The 19317-nt window shown below is 63.0% G+C and carries 19 protein-coding genes; 6 read left to right on the forward strand and 13 right to left on the reverse strand.

Features of this window, described 5'->3' with window-relative positions; all coding sequences use genetic code 11:
- Window positions 1-50: 50 nt before the first annotated feature.
- Window positions 51-1058, reverse strand: a complete 1008-nt coding sequence (locus tag EOA13_RS23225) for a ribonuclease (RefSeq protein WP_127296042.1) — start codon at window positions 1056-1058, stop codon at window positions 51-53.
- Between the two features lie 182 nt (window positions 1059-1240).
- Between EOA13_RS23225 and EOA13_RS23230 the strand changes: the two genes are divergently transcribed.
- The 3 genes from EOA13_RS23230 (at window position 1241) to EOA13_RS23240 (ending at window position 5094) form a co-directional block, all read left to right on the forward strand.
- Window positions 1241-2173, forward strand: a complete 933-nt coding sequence (locus EOA13_RS23230) for an alpha/beta hydrolase (RefSeq protein ID WP_127296043.1) — start codon at window positions 1241-1243, stop codon at window positions 2171-2173.
- Between the two features lie 99 nt (window positions 2174-2272).
- Complete coding sequence (locus tag EOA13_RS23235; protein WP_127296044.1) at window positions 2273-3448, forward strand: CaiB/BaiF CoA-transferase family protein; 1176 nt, start codon at window positions 2273-2275, stop codon at window positions 3446-3448.
- Window positions 3445-5094, forward strand: a complete 1650-nt coding sequence (locus tag EOA13_RS23240; RefSeq protein ID WP_127296045.1) for a thiamine pyrophosphate-binding protein — start codon at window positions 3445-3447, stop codon at window positions 5092-5094. The genes EOA13_RS23235 and EOA13_RS23240 overlap by 4 nt, the downstream gene beginning before the upstream one ends.
- A gap of 52 nt (window positions 5095-5146) precedes the next feature.
- Here EOA13_RS23240 and EOA13_RS23245 read toward each other — a convergent pair whose 3' ends face one another.
- Window positions 5147-5590 (reverse strand): CHRD domain-containing protein, encoded by a 444-nt coding sequence (locus tag EOA13_RS23245; RefSeq protein ID WP_023813180.1) that lies wholly within the window; start codon window positions 5588-5590, stop codon window positions 5147-5149.
- 147 nt (window positions 5591-5737) lie between these two features.
- Complete coding sequence (locus EOA13_RS23250) at window positions 5738-7021, reverse strand: cystathionine gamma-synthase family protein (RefSeq protein ID WP_127296046.1); 1284 nt, start codon at window positions 7019-7021, stop codon at window positions 5738-5740.
- 125 nt (window positions 7022-7146) lie between these two features.
- Here EOA13_RS23250 and EOA13_RS23255 point away from each other — a divergent pair, with 125 nt between their 5' ends.
- A complete protein-coding gene (locus tag EOA13_RS23255; RefSeq protein ID WP_127296047.1) occupies window positions 7147-7605 on the forward strand; it encodes an Lrp/AsnC family transcriptional regulator in 459 nt (152 codons plus the stop codon).
- A 50-nt stretch (window positions 7606-7655) separates the two neighbouring features.
- On the opposite strand, the gene EOA13_RS23260 is transcribed toward EOA13_RS23255, so the two are convergent.
- From EOA13_RS23260 to EOA13_RS23280, 4 genes are all read right to left on the reverse strand, one after another.
- Window positions 7656-8627, reverse strand: a complete 972-nt coding sequence (locus tag EOA13_RS23260) for an ABC transporter substrate-binding protein (RefSeq protein ID WP_013894623.1) — start codon at window positions 8625-8627, stop codon at window positions 7656-7658.
- A gap of 40 nt (window positions 8628-8667) precedes the next feature.
- The gene (locus EOA13_RS23265; RefSeq protein ID WP_127296048.1) at window positions 8668-9822 is read right to left on the reverse strand and encodes an ABC transporter permease; all 1155 of its coding nucleotides are present in this window, start codon (window positions 9820-9822) and stop codon (window positions 8668-8670) included.
- Window positions 9819-10697, reverse strand: a complete 879-nt coding sequence (locus tag EOA13_RS23270; protein ID WP_127296049.1) for an ABC transporter permease — start codon at window positions 10695-10697, stop codon at window positions 9819-9821. Before EOA13_RS23270 ends, EOA13_RS23265 begins: the two co-directional genes overlap by 4 nt.
- 432 nt (window positions 10698-11129) lie before the next feature.
- Window positions 11130-11921 carry an ABC transporter ATP-binding protein gene (locus EOA13_RS23280; protein ID WP_127272369.1) on the reverse strand — a complete coding sequence of 264 codons (792 nt, stop codon included), beginning with the start codon at window positions 11919-11921 and terminating at the stop codon, window positions 11130-11132.
- 127 nt (window positions 11922-12048) lie between these two features.
- On the opposite strand from EOA13_RS23280, the gene EOA13_RS23285 reads away from it, so the two are divergent.
- Complete coding sequence (locus EOA13_RS23285; protein ID WP_127296050.1) at window positions 12049-12453, forward strand: cupin domain-containing protein; 405 nt, start codon at window positions 12049-12051, stop codon at window positions 12451-12453.
- Between the two features lie 35 nt (window positions 12454-12488).
- Here the strand turns inward: EOA13_RS23285 and EOA13_RS23290 are convergent, their stop codons facing one another.
- From EOA13_RS23290 to EOA13_RS23320, 6 genes are all read right to left on the reverse strand, one after another.
- Entirely contained in the window at window positions 12489-12860 is a 372-nt protein-coding gene (locus EOA13_RS23290; RefSeq protein WP_127296051.1) for a hypothetical protein, read from the reverse strand.
- 2 nt (window positions 12861-12862) lie between these two features.
- The gene (gene hydA / locus EOA13_RS23295; RefSeq protein WP_127296052.1) at window positions 12863-14314 is read right to left on the reverse strand and encodes a dihydropyrimidinase; all 1452 of its coding nucleotides are present in this window, start codon (window positions 14312-14314) and stop codon (window positions 12863-12865) included.
- Window positions 14315-14395: 81 nt separating this feature from the next.
- Window positions 14396-14761 carry an endonuclease domain-containing protein gene (locus EOA13_RS23300; RefSeq protein ID WP_127296053.1) on the reverse strand — a complete coding sequence of 122 codons (366 nt, stop codon included), beginning with the start codon at window positions 14759-14761 and terminating at the stop codon, window positions 14396-14398.
- Window positions 14762-15040: 279 nt separating this feature from the next.
- Window positions 15041-16291 carry a Zn-dependent hydrolase gene (locus EOA13_RS23310; protein ID WP_127296055.1) on the reverse strand — a complete coding sequence of 417 codons (1251 nt, stop codon included), beginning with the start codon at window positions 16289-16291 and terminating at the stop codon, window positions 15041-15043.
- A 2-nt stretch (window positions 16292-16293) separates the two neighbouring features.
- Window positions 16294-16707 (reverse strand): endonuclease domain-containing protein, encoded by a 414-nt coding sequence (locus EOA13_RS23315; RefSeq protein ID WP_245490455.1) that lies wholly within the window; start codon window positions 16705-16707, stop codon window positions 16294-16296.
- A gap of 139 nt (window positions 16708-16846) precedes the next feature.
- Window positions 16847-18175, reverse strand: a complete 1329-nt coding sequence (locus tag EOA13_RS23320; RefSeq protein WP_127296057.1) for an aspartate aminotransferase family protein — start codon at window positions 18173-18175, stop codon at window positions 16847-16849.
- Window positions 18176-18417: 242 nt separating this feature from the next.
- Here EOA13_RS23320 and EOA13_RS23325 point away from each other — a divergent pair, with 242 nt between their 5' ends.
- Window positions 18418-19053, forward strand: a complete 636-nt coding sequence (locus tag EOA13_RS23325) for a TetR family transcriptional regulator C-terminal domain-containing protein (protein WP_127296058.1) — start codon at window positions 18418-18420, stop codon at window positions 19051-19053.
- Window positions 19054-19317 lie beyond the last annotated feature (264 nt).

A 19317-nucleotide genomic window follows, 5' to 3' on the forward strand; every position in this document is an offset into this window, starting at 1 on the left:
CCGCCGAAGACCGGTCACGGTGGAAACCGCCACCAGGAAACCGCCCGTACTTACTGGAACCCGATCGCGTCGACATTGCCTGTCGGGCAGCCGGCCTTGTTGGTCGGCACCGAAGCCAGCAGCAGATCCTTAAGCGAGCTGTTGGGCCCGATCGGACCCGCGAGGCCGAGCGTCAGTTCGCCGATCAGCCGCCTGCCGCTCGACGGATCGATGACGCAGGAAACGCGCACGCGATCCCCTGCTCCCGCCCCGAAGGCAGTGTCGAAAGCGCCGCGGATCTGGTCCGCCGTCAGCTTGCCGCCGATGTTCTTGGCAAAGAGATCGCGCACCGGCGAGCTGTTCACCGCGCGCATCAAATTGAGCGCGTCGGAGAAATAGTCCTGCTGGCTCTTGCCGTAGCAGGTGCCGTGCTTGATCCATTCATGCCGATCGAGGTGGGAGGCCGTGCCAGGCATCACCTGATCGAGCTCCGTGCGGGTGTTGGCGTCAAGATTGACCGGCGGCAGGTCTTTCCAGTGGGCCGGATTGTCGTTGGCCTTGTCGCTCGCTGTCGCCTGGCAGTAGAAATTGCCGTTCGGCTGCGGCCACAGCCCGTGCAAGGTGAAATGCGTGGCGTCGAAATCACCGGCACTTTGCGCCCTGCATTCGGTCTTGTTCGACTTGGTTTCGCAGAAGGCCGGCTGCCAGCTCAGCGCGAAGACGTATTCGGGTTTTCCCGATGCCGCCGGCTTGCCTTGCCCGTCAGGTGCGGCCGGCACGGTCGCCGCGCTGCTGCCGGAAACGTGGCCGCAGCTGACCTTCACCCAGCGGCGCTCCGGATCGGCGCCCGGCACCAGGATGAGATAATGCGTCGGCGTGTCCTTGTTGCCGGCAAGCAACTGATAGCTCTGCCCGGCATCGGTCGAGACATTGCCGGGGTTCTTGCCGTTCTTGATGGCTTGCGTTGCCGGACAGGCAGCGTCGGCCACAAAGGAGCCGCTCATCTTGACGTCGGCACGCGCCGCCCCAGCCAGCGACGCGGCCAGCATGGCCAATCCGAAAACGACAGCAATACGCATGGAAAATCCCCGGCTGGACAAGTGGGCGACAGACTGAAGCTGTCTCCATGTCAGAATTGCGATATTTTGCTGGCCGAACGCAAGAAACATCGTCGCGAAAAGCGGGGTTGCCGGATTGACGCATAATGTGGGCCGGCGCAAACAAAGCCAACGACGATAATGCAAGGGCGGGACCAGGCGGCATGTCATTCAGCCAGCAGCGCGTGGTTCGCTCCCCAACCGGTGCCGAGCTCAATCTTTTCGTCAGGCAGGCCGATGGCCGGGCACGCGCCGTCGTCCAGATCAATCATGGACTGGCCGAGCACGCAGCGCGCTATGCCCGCTTTGCCGATTTTCTTGGCTCCCGCGGCTTCCATGTCTATGTCCACGATCATCGCGGCCATGGCGCGACCAAGGCCCCCGACGCGCCGCTGGGCAGGTTCGCCGACAAGGACGGCCCGGCCAAGGTGATCGCCGATATCGGCGCCATCCATGATCTCATCGCCAGCGAACAGCCAAACAGACCGGTCATCCTGTTTGGCCATTCGATGGGTGCGTCGGTCGCGCTGAACTACCTGTTGCGCCATTCGCCTCGCGTTCATGCCGCCGCGATCTGGAACGGCAATTTCTCAGCTGGCCTTCTCGGCCAGGTGGCGCTGGGCATCCTTGCCTGGGAACGGATGCGGCTCGGCTCCGACGTGCCATCGCGTCTGCTGCCGAAGCTCACCTTCCAGGCCTGGGGCAAGGCGGTGCCCAATCACCGCACATTGTTCGACTGGCTGTCGCGCGACGAGGCGGAAGTGGCGAAATACATCGCCGATCCGCTCTGCGGCTGGGATGCTTCGGTGTCGATGTGGCGCGATGTGGTCTCGATGGCGCTGAACGGCGGCAAGGATGCCGGCTTTGCCGGCATCCGGCGCGACCTGCCCGTCAGCATCGTCGGCGGCGAAAGGGATCCCGCCTCGGATTATGGCAAAGGGATCACGCATCTTGCCAGCCGCATGCGCGCGATGGGCTTTTCGAATCTGGTTTCAAAGGTTTACGCCGACACCCGCCACGAAAGCCTGAACGAGGTGAATCGCGACATCATCATGGATGATTTCGCCATTTGGGCCGACGAAGTCCTCAAAGCGTGACGGATTGGCCCATTGCAAGAGCCGTGACAGCCGTTGCAGGGCTTGATAGAGGCTCTGCTTTCGCAGCAATCACGGTGATTGCGGCAACCACGGTGATCCATGGCTGAGCCCCCGCTGAAAGGCGTCCGCGTCGTCGAACTCGCCCGCATCCTTGCCGGGCCATGGGCCGGGCAATTGCTTGCCGACCTCGGCGCCGATGTCATCAAGGTCGAAAGCCCCGATGGCGGCGACGACACCCGCAAATGGGGCCCGCCCTTCGTCATGGGCAAGGACGGCGAGAACCTGTCGGCCGCCTATTACCATTCCTGCAATCGCGGCAAGCGCTCCATCGCCATCGATTTCTCGACGCCGGAAGGCGCCGAGACCGTGCGCCGGCTGGTCGCCACCTCGGACGTGCTGATCGAGAACTTCAAGCTCGGCGGCCTGAAGAAATACGGCCTCGACTATGACAGCCTGCGCAAGATCAACCCTCGCCTCGTCTATTGCTCGATCACCGGCTTCGGCCAGGACGGACCCTATGCGCCCCGCGCCGGCTACGACTTCATCATCCAGGCCATGGCCGGCATGATGTCGATCACCGGCGAGGTCGGCCGCGAGCCGCAAAAGGCCGGCGTCGCCATCTCCGACATCTTCACCGGCCTTTATTCGGTCATCGCCATCCAGGCAGCACTGCGTCATGCCGAGCAGACCGGCGACGGCCAGCACGTCGACATGGCGCTCTTCGACACCCAGATCTCGGCGCTCGGCAACCAGAATTTGAACTATCTCGTCTCCGGCAAATCGCCGGTGCAGATGGGCAATGCGCATATGAACATCGCCCCGTATGAGGTGGTGCCGGTCCGGGATGGGCACATCATCCTGGCGGTCGGCAATGACGGCCAGTTCGCCAAATTCTGCGCCGCTGTCGGACTGGACGACCTGCCTGCCAATCCCGACTTCGCCACCAATCCCGCCCGGGTTGCCAACCGGGTCAAGTTGCGCGAGCGCATGATCGAGGCGCTGAAGGTTTTTGACCGCGACCCGCTGCTGGCCAAGCTGGAAGCGGCCAGCGTGCCGGCGAGCCCGATCAACACGATCGGCCAGATGTTCGCCGACCCGCAGACCATTGCACGCGGCATGCGGCTCGATCTCGACGACGGCCACGGCAATCTTCTGCCTTCGGTGCGCGCGCCGATGGTGATGTCCGGCACGCCTCTGGTCTACGAGCGCCCGTCGCCGCGCCTGGGCGAGCACACGCAAGAAATCCTTGCCGAACTGGAGAAGTCTGGACAATGAAGACCGGCGGACAACTCATCGTCGACGCGCTCGAAGCCAACGGCACCGACCGCATCTATTGCGTGCCCGGCGAATCCTATCTGGCGGTGCTCGACGCGCTGCACGATTCTGCGATCCGCACCATCGTCTGCCGCCAGGAAGGCGGTGCCGCGATGATGGCCGATTGCCACGGCCGCCTGACCGGCAAGCCCGGCATCTGCTTTGTCACCCGCGGCCCCGGCGCCACCAACGCCTCGGCCGGCATCCACATCGCCATGCAGGATTCTATACCCGTCATCCTGTTCATCGGCCAGGTCGCCAGCCACGCCAAGGAGCGTGAGGCTTTTCAGGAGGTTGATTATAAGAGGTTCTTCGGCGACATCGCCAAATGGGTGGTCGAGATCGACGACGCCTCGCGCATCCCCGAATTCGTCACCCGCGCTTTCACTGTGGCGACGTCGGGCCGCCCCGGCCCGGTGGTGATCTCGCTGCCGGAAGACATGCTGACCAGCATCGTCGAGGCGCCCATCGCCTTGCCGCACACGCCGGTGGAAACACGGGCCGGCGAAGCCGAACTCGATGCGTTGGAGAAATTGTTGGCCAAGTCCAAGCGGCCGTTCGTCATCCTCGGCGGCACGCGCTGGGACGCCGATGCCGTGGCACAGATGCGCACGATCGCCGAGGCCTGGTCACTGCCGGTCGGCTGCTCCTTCCGCCGCCAAATGCTGTTCGATCATCTGCACCCGAACTATGCCGGCGATGTCGGCATCGGCATCAATCCGAAGCTGGCGACAGCGATCAAGCAGGCCGATCTCGTGCTGCTGATCGGCGGCCGCATGGGCGAAATGCCGTCCTCGGACTACACGCTGCTGAAAAGCCCCTACCCCGACCAGACACTGGTCCACGTCCATGCCGACGCCGGCGAACTCGGCCGCGTCTACAGGCCGACACTGGCGATCAACGCCTCGCCGTCCGCCTTCATCGACGCTTTCGCCAAGCGCAAGCCGGCCTCGGAGCCGACCTGGGCAGCCGAGACACCAAAGCTGCATGCCGCCTATCTCGACTGGTCGACGCCACCTGAAAGCGGCCCCGGCTCGGTCCAGATGGGCCCGATCATGAACTACCTCGAAAAGATGCTGCCCGACGACGCCATTCTCACCAACGGCGCCGGCAATTACGCGACCTGGGTGCATCGTTTCCACCGCTTCCGCCGCTTCGCCACTCAAGGTGCGCCGACATCGGGCTCGATGGGCTATGGCACGCCTGCGGCCGTCGCTGCCAAAGAGCTGTTTCCGGAGCGCACCGTGGTCGCCTTCGCCGGCGACGGCTGCTTCCTGATGAACGGGCAGGAATTCGCCACCGCCGTGCAGTATGACCTGCCTATCATTGTGGTCGTCGTCAACAACGGCATCTACGGCACCATCCGCATGCATCAGGAGCGCGAATATCCCGGCCGCGTCGTCGCCACCGATCTTAAGAACCCCGACTTCGCGGCTCTCGCCCGCGCCTATGGCGGCCATGGCGAAACGGTCGACAAGACCGCCGATTTCGCTCCCGCCTTCGAACGTGCCCGCGCCAGCGGCAAGCCGGCGATCGTGGAAATCCGCCTCGACCCCGAAGCGATCACGCCGACCAAGACGATGACGCAGATACGCGACAAGGCGTAGTCCAAACAAAAAAAGAGGCGGTCGCCCGCCCCTTTTTGTCATGCGGCTTGCGCTATTTCGCGGCCTCGATCTGTCCGCGGATTTCGCCGTCCTTGTTGGCTGCCGTGTGCAAATTGACATAGTCCTTGCCGCCCATCAGGTCGGCGGCCTGCGCGTCGGTCAGCACGGCCGACCCTTTGATCGGGCTCTTGAGCTTGCCCTTGAACGGGATCGCCACCCCGGCGTTTTCACCCATCGCGGCTGGGCCGTGAATATGCCCGGCGGTCGCCGACCCGCTGAGGCCGGAATATTTGACGTTCCAGCTGAGTTTCTTCGTGGCCGTGTCGAAGGTAAGAGCTGCGGTGCCCTTGCCTTTTGTGGTCACCGGCGGGTTCTGCTGGGCGCCGTCGAGCGTCGCTTTCAGCTTCACCGTCTCGGCCAGGGCCGGCGCTGCCGTAAGGAAGGACGCCGAGATGGCCAGTGCCGAAAGCATCGGCGCCAAGGATTGGATACGCATGAGAATCTCCGTTTGCTGATGACATCCAGCCACGGCTCCCCGGCGCGCGGATGTATCGGCACAACGCTTATAAGAGCGAATGGCTGCGCGCGAGTAACACTTACGTGCAAACTAATGGACCGCGCGATACCCCGGATACGGGGAGCGTCAGACCGCCGCCAGCGCCTGCGTCAGGTCGGCGATCAGATCGTCCGGGTGCTCCACCCCGATCGACAGCCTGACCGTGGTCTCCAGCACGCCGATGCGCTCGCGCACCTCGAAGGGTATGCCCGAGTGCGTCATGGCCGCGGGGTGGCTGGCCAAGGACTCCGTTCCGCCCAGGCTCACCGCCAGCTTGAAGATCTGCAGGTTGTTGAGAAAGGCGAAAGCCGCCTTCTCTCTGCCCTTGATATCGAAGGAGAAGGTCGAGCCGGCACCAGTGCATTGCGCCCTGTAGGTGCGGCCAGCCGGCGTGTCCTCGCCCAGGAACGGCAGGTAATGCACCTTCTCGACCTTGGCGTGGTCGCGCAGGAATTCGGCGACCAGCCGCGCATTGTCGTTGGCCCGCTCCATGCGGATCGACAGCGTCTCCAGTGAGCGGCCGAGCATCCAGCAGGAATGCGGGTCGAGTTGCGTGCCGATCGCGCCGCGCAGCGCCTTGATCGGCTTGGTGACCGCCTTGCTGCCCATGGCGGCGCCTGCGATGAGATCGGAATGGCCGCCGACATATTTGGTCAGCGAATAGACGGACACGTCGGCGCCATGTTCGATCGGCCGCTGGAACACCGGGCCGAGCAGCGTGTTGTCGCAGACGACGATCGGCGTCGACCCCTGGCTCGCGCCGATCTCGTCGGCGATCTTGCGCATCAGCGCGATGTCGACCAGGCTGTTGGTCGGATTTGACGGCGTCTCGATCAGGATGACCGACACGCGGCCCTTCGCGATGGCAGTATCCGCGGCGGAGCGCACCGCCGTCTCGTCGACGCCGTCCGCGAAACCGACAGCACCGATGCCGAAACCGGAGAGCGTGCGCGTCAAAAGCGTCTCGGTGCCGCCGTAAAGCGGCTGCGAATGAAGGATGACGTCGCCCGGACTGATATAGGCGAGCAGTGTCGTGGCGATCGCCGACATGCCTGATGAAAACAGGATGCAGGCATCCGTCCCTTCATAGATTGCCAGACGGTCCTCGACGATCTCGCTGTTGGGATGGTTAAAGCGCGAATAGACCAGGCCGGACGCCGTGCCGCTCGGCGGCTCCTTGCGGCCGGAGGTGTAATCGAAGAAGTCGCGTCCTTCTTCCGCCGACTTGAACACGAAGGTCGAGGTCAGGAACACCGGCGGCTTGACCGCGCCTTCCGAAAGCTGCGGATCGAAGCCATAGCTCAGCATCAGCGTCTCCGGGTGGAGCTTGTGGTTGCCGATATGGGTTTTCGACGGGCGTGGCGCGGTCATGATCTTTCCTGCCTGTTCGAGTGAAATATTGAACGGCAATTTATGCGATCCTGTTCCACCAGTCCTTGCTATTTTTGGGCTCTCATGGCTGCATTCCCGCAACAAATTGCCCGGAGGGACCGAACGTGCAGCAGAAGATAGCCGACGATTTCGACCGCAAGATCCTGCGTGAGCTGCAAGCCGACGCCCGCATCACCAACCACGAGCTTGCCGAGCGGATCGGCCTGTCGCCGTCGCCCTGCCTGAGGCGGGTGCGGCGGCTGGAGGAGACCGGAATTATCAGGGGCTACACCACGCTGGTCGATCCCTCAGCCTTCGGCTGGAACATGGTCGCCATCGCCACCATCCGGCTCAGCCGCCAGAACGAGGACGAGATCGTGATGTTCGAGGACGCGATACGCGGCTGGGGAGAGGTGCTGGAACGCCACCTCGTCACCGGCTCGCGCGACTATGTGCTGAAGGTGGTGACGGGAAGCCTCGAACAGTACGAGCGCTTCATCAAGGAAAAGATCGCGCGGCTGAAATGCGTCGCCTCGATCGAAACCAGCTTCGTCATGAACACCATAAAAGAACGGCGCCTCTGACATTTCTGCCGGAGGCGCCGCTTTCTGGATAGATGTGTTGCCGACTAGGCTTACTTCACGGCCTTGTCGGTGATGGCAGTGGTGTAGGCGCCGGTCGGCTCCTTGGTGATGATCTTCTGGTCGAGTAGCGCCTTGGCGGTGCGTTCGTAGGTCGCCGGGTCGAGCTTGCCGTCGGCATTGTCGATCAGCTTGGCGACTTCGCTCATCATGCGCTTCTGGTGGTTCTCGTCCTGGCCGCCGCCGTCCATGACGATGCCCGCGGCCTCGTCATTGTTGTCGATGGCGTATTTCCAGCCCTTCATCGAGGCGCGCACGAAACGCACCATCTTGTCTTCGAAGGCCGGGTCCTTGAGCTTGTCTTCAGACGCATAGAGCCCGTCCTCGAGCAGGTCGTTGCCCATGGCCGAGTAGTTGAACACGGTCAGCTGTTCGGGCTTGTAGCCGGCGTCGATCAACTGCCAGTACTCGTTGTAGGTCATGACCGAGATACAATCCGCCTGCTTCTGGATCAGCGGCTGCACGTCGAAGCTCTGCTTCAAGACGGTGACACCGTCCGGGCCGCCGTCGGTCTTGAGGCCGAGCTTGTTCATCCAGGCATAGAACGGATACTCGTTGCCGAAGAACCAGACGCCGAGCGTGTGACCCTTGAAGTCGGCTTCGGTCTTGATCGGGCCGTCCTTCGGGCAGACCAGCTCCATGCCGGCCTTCTTGAACGGCTGGGCGATGTTGACCAGCGGCACACCCTTTTCGCGGGCAGCCAGCGCACCGCCCATCCAGTCGACGATGACATCGGCGCCGCCGCCGGCGATCACCTGCTCGGGCGCGATATCGGGACCGCCCGGCTTGATGTCGACGTCGAGACCTTCGGCCTCATAGAAACCCTTGGCCTTGGCGACATAGTAGCCGGCAAACTGGGCCTGCGTGACCCATTTCAGTTGCAACGTCACCTTGTCGGCGGCCATTGCCTGGAACGCGGCGAGCGACATCGCGCCGGCCAGAACGGGAATAATCAGTCTTTTCATTTTTTTACCCTCTGAAGTTAGTGCCCTAAACCCACCGCCCCTATCCACCACGGACAGAGGGATGCCAAAACGTGACGGCTCTTTCGACAAGAGCGACCACGCCATAAAAGACCGAACCCGCAAGTGCTGCAACTGCGATTTCGGCCCAGACCATGTCGATGTTCATCCGCCCGACCTCGGTCGAGATGCGGAAGCCCATGCCGACGACAGGCGTGCCGAAGAACTCGGCAACGATGGCCCCGATCAGCGCCAGCGTCGAGTTGATCTTCAGCGCGTTGAAGATGAAGGGCGCGGCGGCCGGCAGCCTGAGCTTCAGCAGGGTTTGCCAGTAGCCCGACGCATAGGTGCGCATCAGGTCGCGCTCCATGTGGCCGGAGGCGGCAAGGCCGGCGACCGTGTTCACCAGCATCGGGAAGAAGGTCATGATGATGACCACCGCCGCCTTGGACTGCCAGTCGAAGCCGAACCACATGACCATGATCGGTGCCACGCCGATGATCGGCAGCGCCGAGACCATGTTGCCGATAGGCAAGAGCCCGCGCCGCAGGAACGGCACACGGTCGGCGAGGACCGCGGTGATGAAGCCGGCGCCGCTGCCCACGACGTAGCCAAAGATCATCGCCTTGAAGATGGTCTGGCGGACATCGGCGCCGAGCACCGGCAGCGAACCGGCGATGCGTGCGCCGATGGCGCTTGGCGGCGGCAGCAGGATGAAGGGTATGCCGGCCCCGCGCGTCACCGCTTCCCAGATGATCAGGATCCAGGCGCCGAAGATGGCCGGGATGATCAGGCGCAGCGCGGTGCGAGCCCATTTGGCGAAAGGACGCAACGACGACAGCACCGCCACGCAGCGCCAGCCAAGCAGCCAGGCAGCCGTGAGCAGCAGGAAATACGGCGCCCGCGCCAGACCTTCGAAGCCGGCGACGCCACCAATCAGCAGCCAGGCGACCAGATGCGCGCCGATGAAAAGCACAACGGCTTCGACGATGGACGGTATTCTGGCCATCGAGATCAAAGCGGCGACAAGCAGCACGCCAAAGATCAGCCAGTTCGTCGCCGCATAGGGATATATCAACGTCCCTGCGGGCTGCGCCAGTGCATCCACTTTCGGCGCGGCGATCGGGCCGAGCGCCACAGCGATCACGCACAGCACGATCGCCAGCACCGCTTGCCAGGAGGGTTTCAGCCAGTTCATGCCGGCCTCCCGCCCATGGCGCGGTCGACGATACGCCCGGCAATGCCGACCACCATGACCAGAAGTGCGGCCACCACCGAACCGGCGACCAGCGCCGACCAGATGTCGATGGACTGGCTGTAATAGGCGCCCGCCAAAAGCTTGGCACCGATGCCCGCGACAGCGCCGGTCGGCAGTTCGCCAACGATGGCGCCGACCAGGCTTGCCGCCACCGCCACCTTCATCGAGGTGAACAGGAACGGCACCGAAGCCGGCACGCGCAACTTCCAGAAGGTCTGCGCGCGACTGGCATTGTAGGTGTGCATCAGGTCGAGATGCATGATCTCGGGCGAGCGCAGCCCCTTCACCATGCCGACAGTCACCGGGAAGAACGACAGATAGGTGGAGATCATCGCCTTCGGGATCAGGCCGCTGATGCCGATCGCCCCCAGCACAACGATGATCATCGGCGCCACCGCCAGGATGGGGATGGTCTGCGAGGCGATGATCCACGGCATCAGGCTGCGGTCGAGCGTCGCCACATGCACGATGCCGACCGCAATGATGATGCCGAGCGCGGTGCCGAAGGCAAAGCCGAGCAGCGTCGACGATAGCGTCACCCAGGCATTGTAGACGAGGCTGCGGTTCGAGGTGATGGGCCGCTGGAAGGTGTTCTCGAAGAAATTCACCGCCACCTGGTGCGGCGCCGGCAATGTCGGCTTCGGCTGCGACAGCGTCTTGCCGATGAGTTCGCTGAACGTGGAGGTTTCACCGGCACGGCGGTCGAGATCGCGCTGGAACGGCGCGTTGAGGATGACGGCGAAAACATACCAGAGCACGACCACGCCAGCGAGGATGGAGGTGACGGGGATGAGTTTGTCGCGGAAGGTGTCCATCAGCAGACCTCGCCGGACAGGCGTGCGCTCTGCGTAACGCGAGCGACCCACCACGCGTTCGTCATCCTAGGGCGAAGCAAGGAGCGAAGCGACGCGGCGCAGACCCTAGGATCCATGCCGTTACCTCTGCGCTCCGCAACGGTGCGGAACATGGCTCCCTGTGCCTCGCCCTGCTTGGCCGATATTCTCACCCGTTTTGGCCTTTCGGCAGACGTCACGGCATGGATCCTAGGGTCTACGCAGGCCGCTTCGCGCCTGCTCCGCCCTAGGATGACGAAGGCGTGGGTGGCCGCTCGCTTTACGCAGGCCGCTTCGCCGTTGCTCCGCCCTAGGATGACGAAGGCGCGGGTGGCCGCCCCCTCACCCGACCTCCGCTTCGCTCCAGCCACCCTCTCCCCGGTGGGGAGAGGAGGCAGATCACCCTGCACCCGCTCAATCATCATAGCTGTGCCCTGCCCGCAGCCCGTCGCGCACGCGCGCTGCGATCGCCAGAAACTCCGGCGTCTCGCGGATGTCGAGCGGCCGCTCTCTCGGCAGCGTCGATTCGATGATGTCGCTGACGCGGCCCGGCCGCGGTGACATGACGACGATGCGCGTCGACAGATAGACGGCCTCCGGAATGGAATGCGTGACGAAGCAGATCGTCTTGTTGGTGCGTCCCCACAGTTCCAGCAATTGCTCGTTGAGATGGTCGCGCACGATCTCGTCAAGGGCGCCGAACGGCTCGTCCATCAGCAGCAGGTCGGCGTCGAAGGCCAGCGCACGGGCAATCGAGGCGCGCTGCTGCATGCCGCCCGAAAGCTGCCAGGGATATTTCTTCTCGAAGCCAGAGAGGTTGACGAGCTCGAGCGTGCGCTTGATACGCTCGCCTTGCTCCGCCTTGGACAGACCCATGATCTCCAGCGGCAGCCCGACATTGCGCTCGATCGTCCGCCAGGGAAACAGCGCGGCGGCCTGAAAGACATAGCCATAGGCGCGTTTCTCGCGCGCCTGCTCTGCTGTCATGCCGTTGACCGAAATCGTCCCCGAGGTCGGCTTCTCCAAATCGGCGATGACGCGCAGCAGCGTGGTCTTGCCGCAGCCCGAAGGCCCGATGAAGGAGACGAACTCCCCTTTGCCGATGGTGAGATCGACATTGGACAGCGCCTGCACCGGCCCGTCATTGGTCTGGAAGGTCAGTCCGAGTTTGCTTGCCGCGACGACGGCTGGCGAAGTCCCCGTCATCGGCTGCCGCCTGCCTGTTTCCGTCCCTGCGGCGGCTGGAATCCGATTGCTTTTATCGCGATGTTGTTTTCCACTCGCCCTGTCCCATTGGTCTTGTCCCACTCGATCGACGCCCGGAGTTTCCCCGATGTCGCCCAAACCCACTTGTCATCTTATCCGCCCTGAAAGCACTTATGAAGGCAAGCAGGGATTGACCTATTTCGCCGGCATTACCGCCGAAACCGTCGGCGCCTCCGGCATCTGCATGCACATGCTCACCATCCCGCCCGGCGCGCGCGCCAAGGCGCATATGCATGAGAGCCACGAGACGGCGATCTATGTGCTCTCCGGCGAAGTCCACACTTGGTACGGCGACCGGCTCGAGCATCATATCGTCACCAAGGCCGGCGACCTTTTCTATATTCCCGCCGGCGTGCCGCATCTGCCGGCCAATCTGAGCAGCGCCCCGTCTTCGGCCGTCATTGCGCGCACCGATCCCAACGAACAGGAAAGCGTCGTCCTGCTGCCGGAACTGGATGCGCTGGTCGCGTGAGGCCAGCATCGACGGAATGGCCGCCATCGGCACCGTCACGAACATAATTGCAGCGGCCCCATTTCCTCAAGGCCGGGGATGGTGACGAAGAAACCATCCTCTCCCTTGTTGGTGACCACGACGGTTTCGATTGTCGTTCCCGCCTCGCCTTCCGCCGAACAGGTCGCGCCAAGCGATTGCGCGCCCAGCACCGATGTCAATTGCTGCGTGAACCGGCAGCCGCTGCCATAGGTCTCGATGCCTTCGGCGGTCAGCACGATATAGGCATCGCTCTCCTGATAACCGGCTTTGACGCCGGCGCAGCCGACATCATTGCCCCAGGAGCCGGCCAGTAGGCCGTCCGCTGCTGCCGGACCAGCGACACTTGCCGCCACCACCAACGAAATGAGCGCGGCCGAACGCGCCAAGCTCAAACCCCGGTCGCCGGGATGCCGGTGCGTTCCACCTTGCGCGGCGCGGAGATTTCCTTCCACGTCGACAGCGCCCGGTTGACCGCCGCATTCGGCTCGCGGCCGACGAATTCTCCATGCCCGGGCTTGGCCTTGATCTCGGCCTCCTGGATCGACAGTTCGCCACGCGAGAACACGAACCGCGGCAGACCGGTCACCTCGAACCCTTCGAACACGTTGTAGTCGATGACGGACTGCTGCTGCTTAGAAGTGATCTTCTTCTTTCGCTTGGGATCCCAGACGACGATGTCGGCATCCGCGCCTTCGACGATGGCGCCCTTTTTCGGATACATGTTGAGGATCTTGGCGATGTTGGTCGAGGTCACCGCGACGAACTCGTTCATCGTCAGTCGGCCGGTGTTGACGCCTGTCGTCCACAGCACCGGCATGCGGTCTTCGAGGCCGCCGGTGCCGTTCGGGATCTTGGTGAAATCTCCGACGCCGTTGCGCTTCTGCTTGGTGGTGAAGGCGCAATGGTCGGTCGCCACCACCTGCAGTGATCCCGCCTGCAGGCCGGCCCACAGCGAATCCTGGTGCAATTTGTTGCGGAAGGGCGGGCTCATCACGCGGCGCGCCGCATGATCCCAGTCCTTGTTGAAATACTCGCTCTCGTCCAGCGTCAGATGCTGGATCAGCGGCTCGCCGAACACCCGCATGCCCTTCTGACGCGCCCGGCGGATCGCTTCGTGGCTCTGCTCGCAGGAGACATGCACGACATAGAGCGGCACGCCGGCCATGTCAGCGATCATGATGGCGCGGTTGGTCGCCTCGCCTTCCACTTCCGGCGGCCGCGAATAGGCATGGCCCTCCGGGCCGTTGTTGCCGGCAGCCAGCAGCTTCTGCGACAGGGCGGCAACGACGTCGCCATTCTCGGCATGCACCAGCGGCAGCGCGCCGAGATCGGCGCAGCGCTGGAACGACGCATACATCTCGTCGTCGTCGACCATCAGCGCGCCCTTGTAGGCCATGAAATGCTTGAACGAGGTGATGCCCTTGTCGACGACAGTGGCCATCTCGTCGAACACCTGCTTGCCCCACCAGGTGATCGCCATGTGGAAGGAGTAGTCGCACGACGCCTTCGAGGTCTTGTTGTCCCACATCTGCAAGGCTTCGAGCAGCGACTGCTGCGGCGCCGGCAGGCAGAAATCGACCACCATCGTCGTGCCGCCGGAGAGCGCCGCGCGCGTGCCGGATTCGAAATCATCGGCCGAATAGGTGCCCATGAACGGCATTTCGAGATGGGTGTGCGGGTCGATGCCGCCCGGCATGATATAGCAGCCGGTGGCATCGAACTCGTGGTCGCCATGCAGGCCCGAACCGATGGCCACGATCTTGCCGGGCTGCATCAGCACATCGGCCTTCCAGGTGCGGTCGGCAGTGACGATGGTGCCGTTTCGGATGACTTTGGTCATTGGTTGTTCCCTTGTTCTTGCCGCGCTTCTTACGAGCGTCTCGGTAGTGTTTCAGATCGGTTCAGGACCGAAGCGGCGGCGCTACATGACTCCAACTTCTCCCAATATCTCCTCGATGCAACCATCGAAAGAGTTCGCCAGATCTCCGGTCGAAAACCGCAATACACGATAGCCCTGTCGGCCAAACCATGCGTCGCGTGTCCGATCCTTCTCCATTTGCTCCGGCGTGAAGTGATGCTCTCCATCCACCTCGATAACGAGGTTCTTCTCATGCAGAACAAAGTCAGCAACGTAAGGGCCGATCGGTGCCTGCTTTCTGGCGTGTAAACCGTATAGGCGACGGAACTCCTTCAACTCGGACCAGAGCTTCCGCTCGCCTTCCGTCATGTTCCGACGCAGGACCCTGGCACGTTCGATAGCAGCAGGATCAATTCCGGTCGGTGCCAAGAGTACCCCCCACCCTCAATCGCTCCCCGCAAGGGAGGGAGACTTGGCGTCGCGCTATCACAGCCCGACGTTCAAAGCCTTTGAAAGAATGCATAAAAAGGATTCTTGCGAAGGTGGACCCCCACCCTAACCCTCCCCACAAGGGGGAGGGAACGCTGCCGCGAGCCCAAACTTTCCTCTCGGTGTGGAAACGTAGACAATTTGCCAAGATTAGCACCAACGGAAGTCCCCCTCCCCCTTGTGGGGAGGGGTTAGGGATGGGGGTACAGCGCCGACCTCTCACCCGACGATCTCCGCCGTCTCCACCACCGCGTGGAACAAAACGTCCGCGCCCGCCGAGGCCCATTCCTTGCTGATCTCCTCGGCCTCGTTGTGGCTGAGGCCATCGACGCAAGGGCACATCACCATGGCGGTGGGCGCGACGCGGTTGATCCAGCAGGCGTCGTGGCCGGCGCCGGAGACGATGTTGCGGTGGGAATAGCCGAGGCGTTCGGCGGCATCACGGATCGCCTTGACGCAGCCGGCATCAAAGGTCACCGGATCGAAAGCGCCGACCTGGTCGATCTCGTAGCGGATGTCGAGTGCATCGCAGATCGTGTCGATGCCTTCGCGGATGCGGCCATCCATCGCGTCCAGCACTTCCTTTTCCGGCGAGCGGATATCGACGGTGAAGACGGTGCGCCCGGCGATGATGTTGCGCGAATTGGGATAGACCTCCATGTGGCCGACCGCGCCGACGGCATCGGGCTGGTAGTCCATGGCGATCTCGTGCACCAGTTCGATCACCCGCGCCATGCCGAGCCCGGCATTGCGGCGCTTGGGCATCGGCGTCGAGCCGGTGTGGGCTTCCTTGCCGGTCAGCGTCACCTGCAGCCATTTAAGGCCCTGGCCATGGGTGACGACACCAATGTCGATATCTTCGTCCTCGAGGATCGGACCCTGTTCGATATGCAGTTCGAAGAAGGCGTGGATCTTGCGGTCACCGACCTTCTCGCTGCCTTTCCAGCCGATGCGCTCGAGTTCCTCGCCGAATTTCTTGCCCTGTTTGTCGACATGCCCGTACACATCGGCCTGGTCGAGCACGCCGGCGAACACGCCGGACGCCATCATCGCCGGCGCGAAGCGCGAGCCCTCCTCGTTCGTCCAGTTGGTGACGACGATCGGATGTTTGGTCTTGATGCCGAGATCGTTGAGAGAGCGCACCACTTCAAGCCCACCCAGCACGCCGAGCACGCCGTCATACTTGCCGCCGGTCGGCTGCGTATCGAGATGGCTGCCGACATAGACCGGCGGCAGGCTGGGATCGGTGCCTTCGCGGCGGGCAAACATCGTGCCCATTTCATCGACGCCCATTTCGAGCCCGGCCGCATCGCACCAGCGCTTGAACAGATGCCGCCCTTCGCCGTCTTCGTCGGTCACGGTCTGGCGATTGTTGCCGCCGGCAATGCCGGGGCCGATCTTCGCCATCTCCATGATGGAATCCCACAAACGGTCTGAATTGATTCGCAGATTCTCGCCGGGTGCGGCCATGCCTAAAACCTCATCGATTGCGGGGCGTCCCCCTCCCCCTCGAGGGGAGGGTGGCCGCGAAGCGGTCGGGTGGGGTCGGCTGACATATGCTCAACCTTCCCCTTGACCAGCTGCGCGACATGCCAAGCGTTGTTTATGACATCCGGCTCGTCAACGCGAAAGACGTCAAACCCGAGCGAGCGCAAATAGGCATCGCGAACGGCATCGTGCCGCTTGCCCTTCTCGTGTTCGTGCAGGTCACCATCGACCTCGACGATCAGCTTCACCGCGAGGCAAGCGAAGTCGACGATATAAGGCCCAATCGGGCACTGGCGGCGAAACTTGATGCCGCTCGATTTCAGCTCACGCAGTTCATACCACAGCAGGGATTCGCCCTTGGTCGCATGAACTCGAACCGCGCGCGCCTTCTGGCGCATTTCGAAGCTCACGCGGGTACGGGGCATCAGCAGAGACCGCGCAGCAAAAGATCAGGTCGGCGCACTGCCGCACCGACCCCACCCGACCGCTTCGCGGCCACCCTCCCCTCGAGGGGGAGGGATATCCGCGTCCAGTTCTTCAATCTATCGACCTCAGCACATCGCGCACATGGTCGATCAATTCGTTGATCTGGCCCTTGGTGATGATCAGCGGCGGCGACAGTGCGATGATGTCGCCGGTGGTGCGGATCAGCGCGCCGCGCTCGAACGCCTTGACGAAGGCCGAGAAGGCCCGCTTGGTCGGCTGGCCGGCGATCGGCGCCAGCTCGATCGCACCGATCAGGCCGATGTTCCTGATATCGATGACGTTCGGCTCGCCCTTCAGCGAATGCAGCGCGTCTTCCCAGTACGGCGCCAGCTCCTCGCCGCGGGTCAAAAGGCCCTCTTCCTTGTAGGTGTCCAGCGTGCCGAGTGCAGCCGCGCAGGCGATCGGGTTGCCCGAATAGGTGTAGCCGTGGAAGAACTCGATCATGTGCTCGGGGCCGGTCATGAAGGCGTCGTGGATCTCCTTCTTCACGAACACCGCGCCCATCGGGATGACGCCGTTGGAGACGCCCTTGGCGGTGGTCATGATATCGGGCGTGACACCGAAATAGTCGGCGGCGAACGGCGTGCCGAGACGGCCGAAACCGGTGATGACCTCGTCGAAGATCAACAGGATGCCATGCTTGGTGCAGATTTCGCGTAGCCTCTCGAGATAGCCCTTCGGCGGCAGGATGACGCCGGTGGAGCCGGCGACCGGCTCGACGATGACGGCGGCGATCGTGGAAGCGTCATGCAGGGCGACGATACGCTCCAGTTCGTTGGCGAGTTCGGCGCCATACTCCGGCACGCCCTTGGTGAAAGCGTTCTTTTCCGGCAGATGCGTGTGCGGCATATGGTCGACGCCGCCGAGCAGCGTGCCGAACATCTTGCGGTTGGTGACGATGCCGCCGACCGAGATTCCGCCGAAATTGACGCCGTGATAACCGCGCTCGCGGCCGATCAGGCGGGTACGCGAAGCCTCGCCCTTCACGCGATGATAGGCAATCGCCATCTTGAGCGCGGTTTCGACCGATTCCGAGCCGGAATTGGTGAAGAAGACATGGTCCATGCCCTTAGGCGCGAGGTCGACCAGGCGGTTGGCCAGCTCGAAGACGATCGGATGGCCCATCTGGAAAGCCGGCGCATAATCGAGTTCGGCCGCCTGATGCTGGATCGCCTCGGTGATCTTCGGACGGCAGTGGCCGGCATTGACGCACCACAGACCGGCGGTGCCGTCGAGCACCTTGCGGCCGTCGCTGGTCGTGTAATGCATGTCCTTGGCGGACACCATCATGCGCGGCGCCTGCTTGAACTGCCGGTTTGCCGTGAACGGCATCCAGAATGCGCTGAGATCGTTCGGCGTGACTTTCAGCCGGTTGGACATGACCAGGACTTCCCCTTGTAATCTGTTTCGGTGCGCCCAACGCTTGGTCTTTGCTGCGTTTTCATGCTACGCAAATTTTTGACCGATTGGACAAACGTTAGCACCGCCCTGTCGGCGGTCAAGGGATTACTAGCGGAAATGCGGCACCTGAAGTGCGTTCCACAGGCTAGGGAAAAACTGGTCCAGAGAATTGGTCCAGATGACCCTGAACGCGAGGTTTGGCAACGCGAGGGCTGGCAACGATGACAACCAGCACGGACGCCCCTCGCCGTACCCGCATCCAACAGGAAAAGCGCGAACTCATCCTGGAGGCGGCGCTCGAGGTTTTCTCCACCAACGGTTTCCGCGGCTCGACCATCGACCAGATCGCCGAAGCCGCCGGCATGTCGAAGCCGAACCTGCTCTATTATTTCCGCCGCAAGGAAGACATCCACGAAACGCTGATGCAGCGCCTGCTCGACACCTGGCTGGCGCCACTGCGCGAACTCGACGACATTGGGGATCCTCTTACCGAACTGCGCAGCTACATCAGGCGCAAGCTGGAGATGGCGCGCGACTTTCCACGCGAGAGCCGGCTGTTCGCCAACGAGATCCTGCAAGGCGCGCCGCGCATCATGCCGCTGCTGGCCGGCGACCTGAAAACGCTGGTCGACGAGAAGGCCGCCGTCATCAAGGGCTGGATGCGCGCCGGCAAGATCGCCCGCACCGACCCCTGGCACCTGATCTTCTCGATCTGGGCGACGACGCAGCACTATGCCGATTTCGACGTCCAGGTCCGCGCCGTGCTCGGGCCGAACCGCGGCGGCGACGGCCGCTTCGAGGATGCGGCAAGGTTCTTGGAGCAGCTGTTCTTGGATGGGCTGAAGCCGAAGGGGTAGTGTCCCGCCAAATGCGCAAGCACGGGATCAACTTCCCAGTCGTTTGATTGCCGCAGACCTTGGGGATTAGCCGAAACGCCCATCACTTCGTCATCCACGGGCGGAGCAAGGAGCGAAGCGACGCAGCGCAGACCCGAGGATCCTGTGTGTTGTTCCCATGCTATGTCTGAAGTGGGAAGGAGACCGAGGGGATCCTGGTCGTCCTTTCGAGGACAGGCCGTGGCATGGCTCGGTCCCTTCCCACCGGTGAACCATCAACCTGAA

The sequence above is a fragment of the Mesorhizobium sp. M7A.F.Ca.US.011.01.1.1 genome, from assembly GCF_003998295.1.
Classification (GTDB): Bacteria; Pseudomonadota; Alphaproteobacteria; order Rhizobiales; family Rhizobiaceae; genus Mesorhizobium.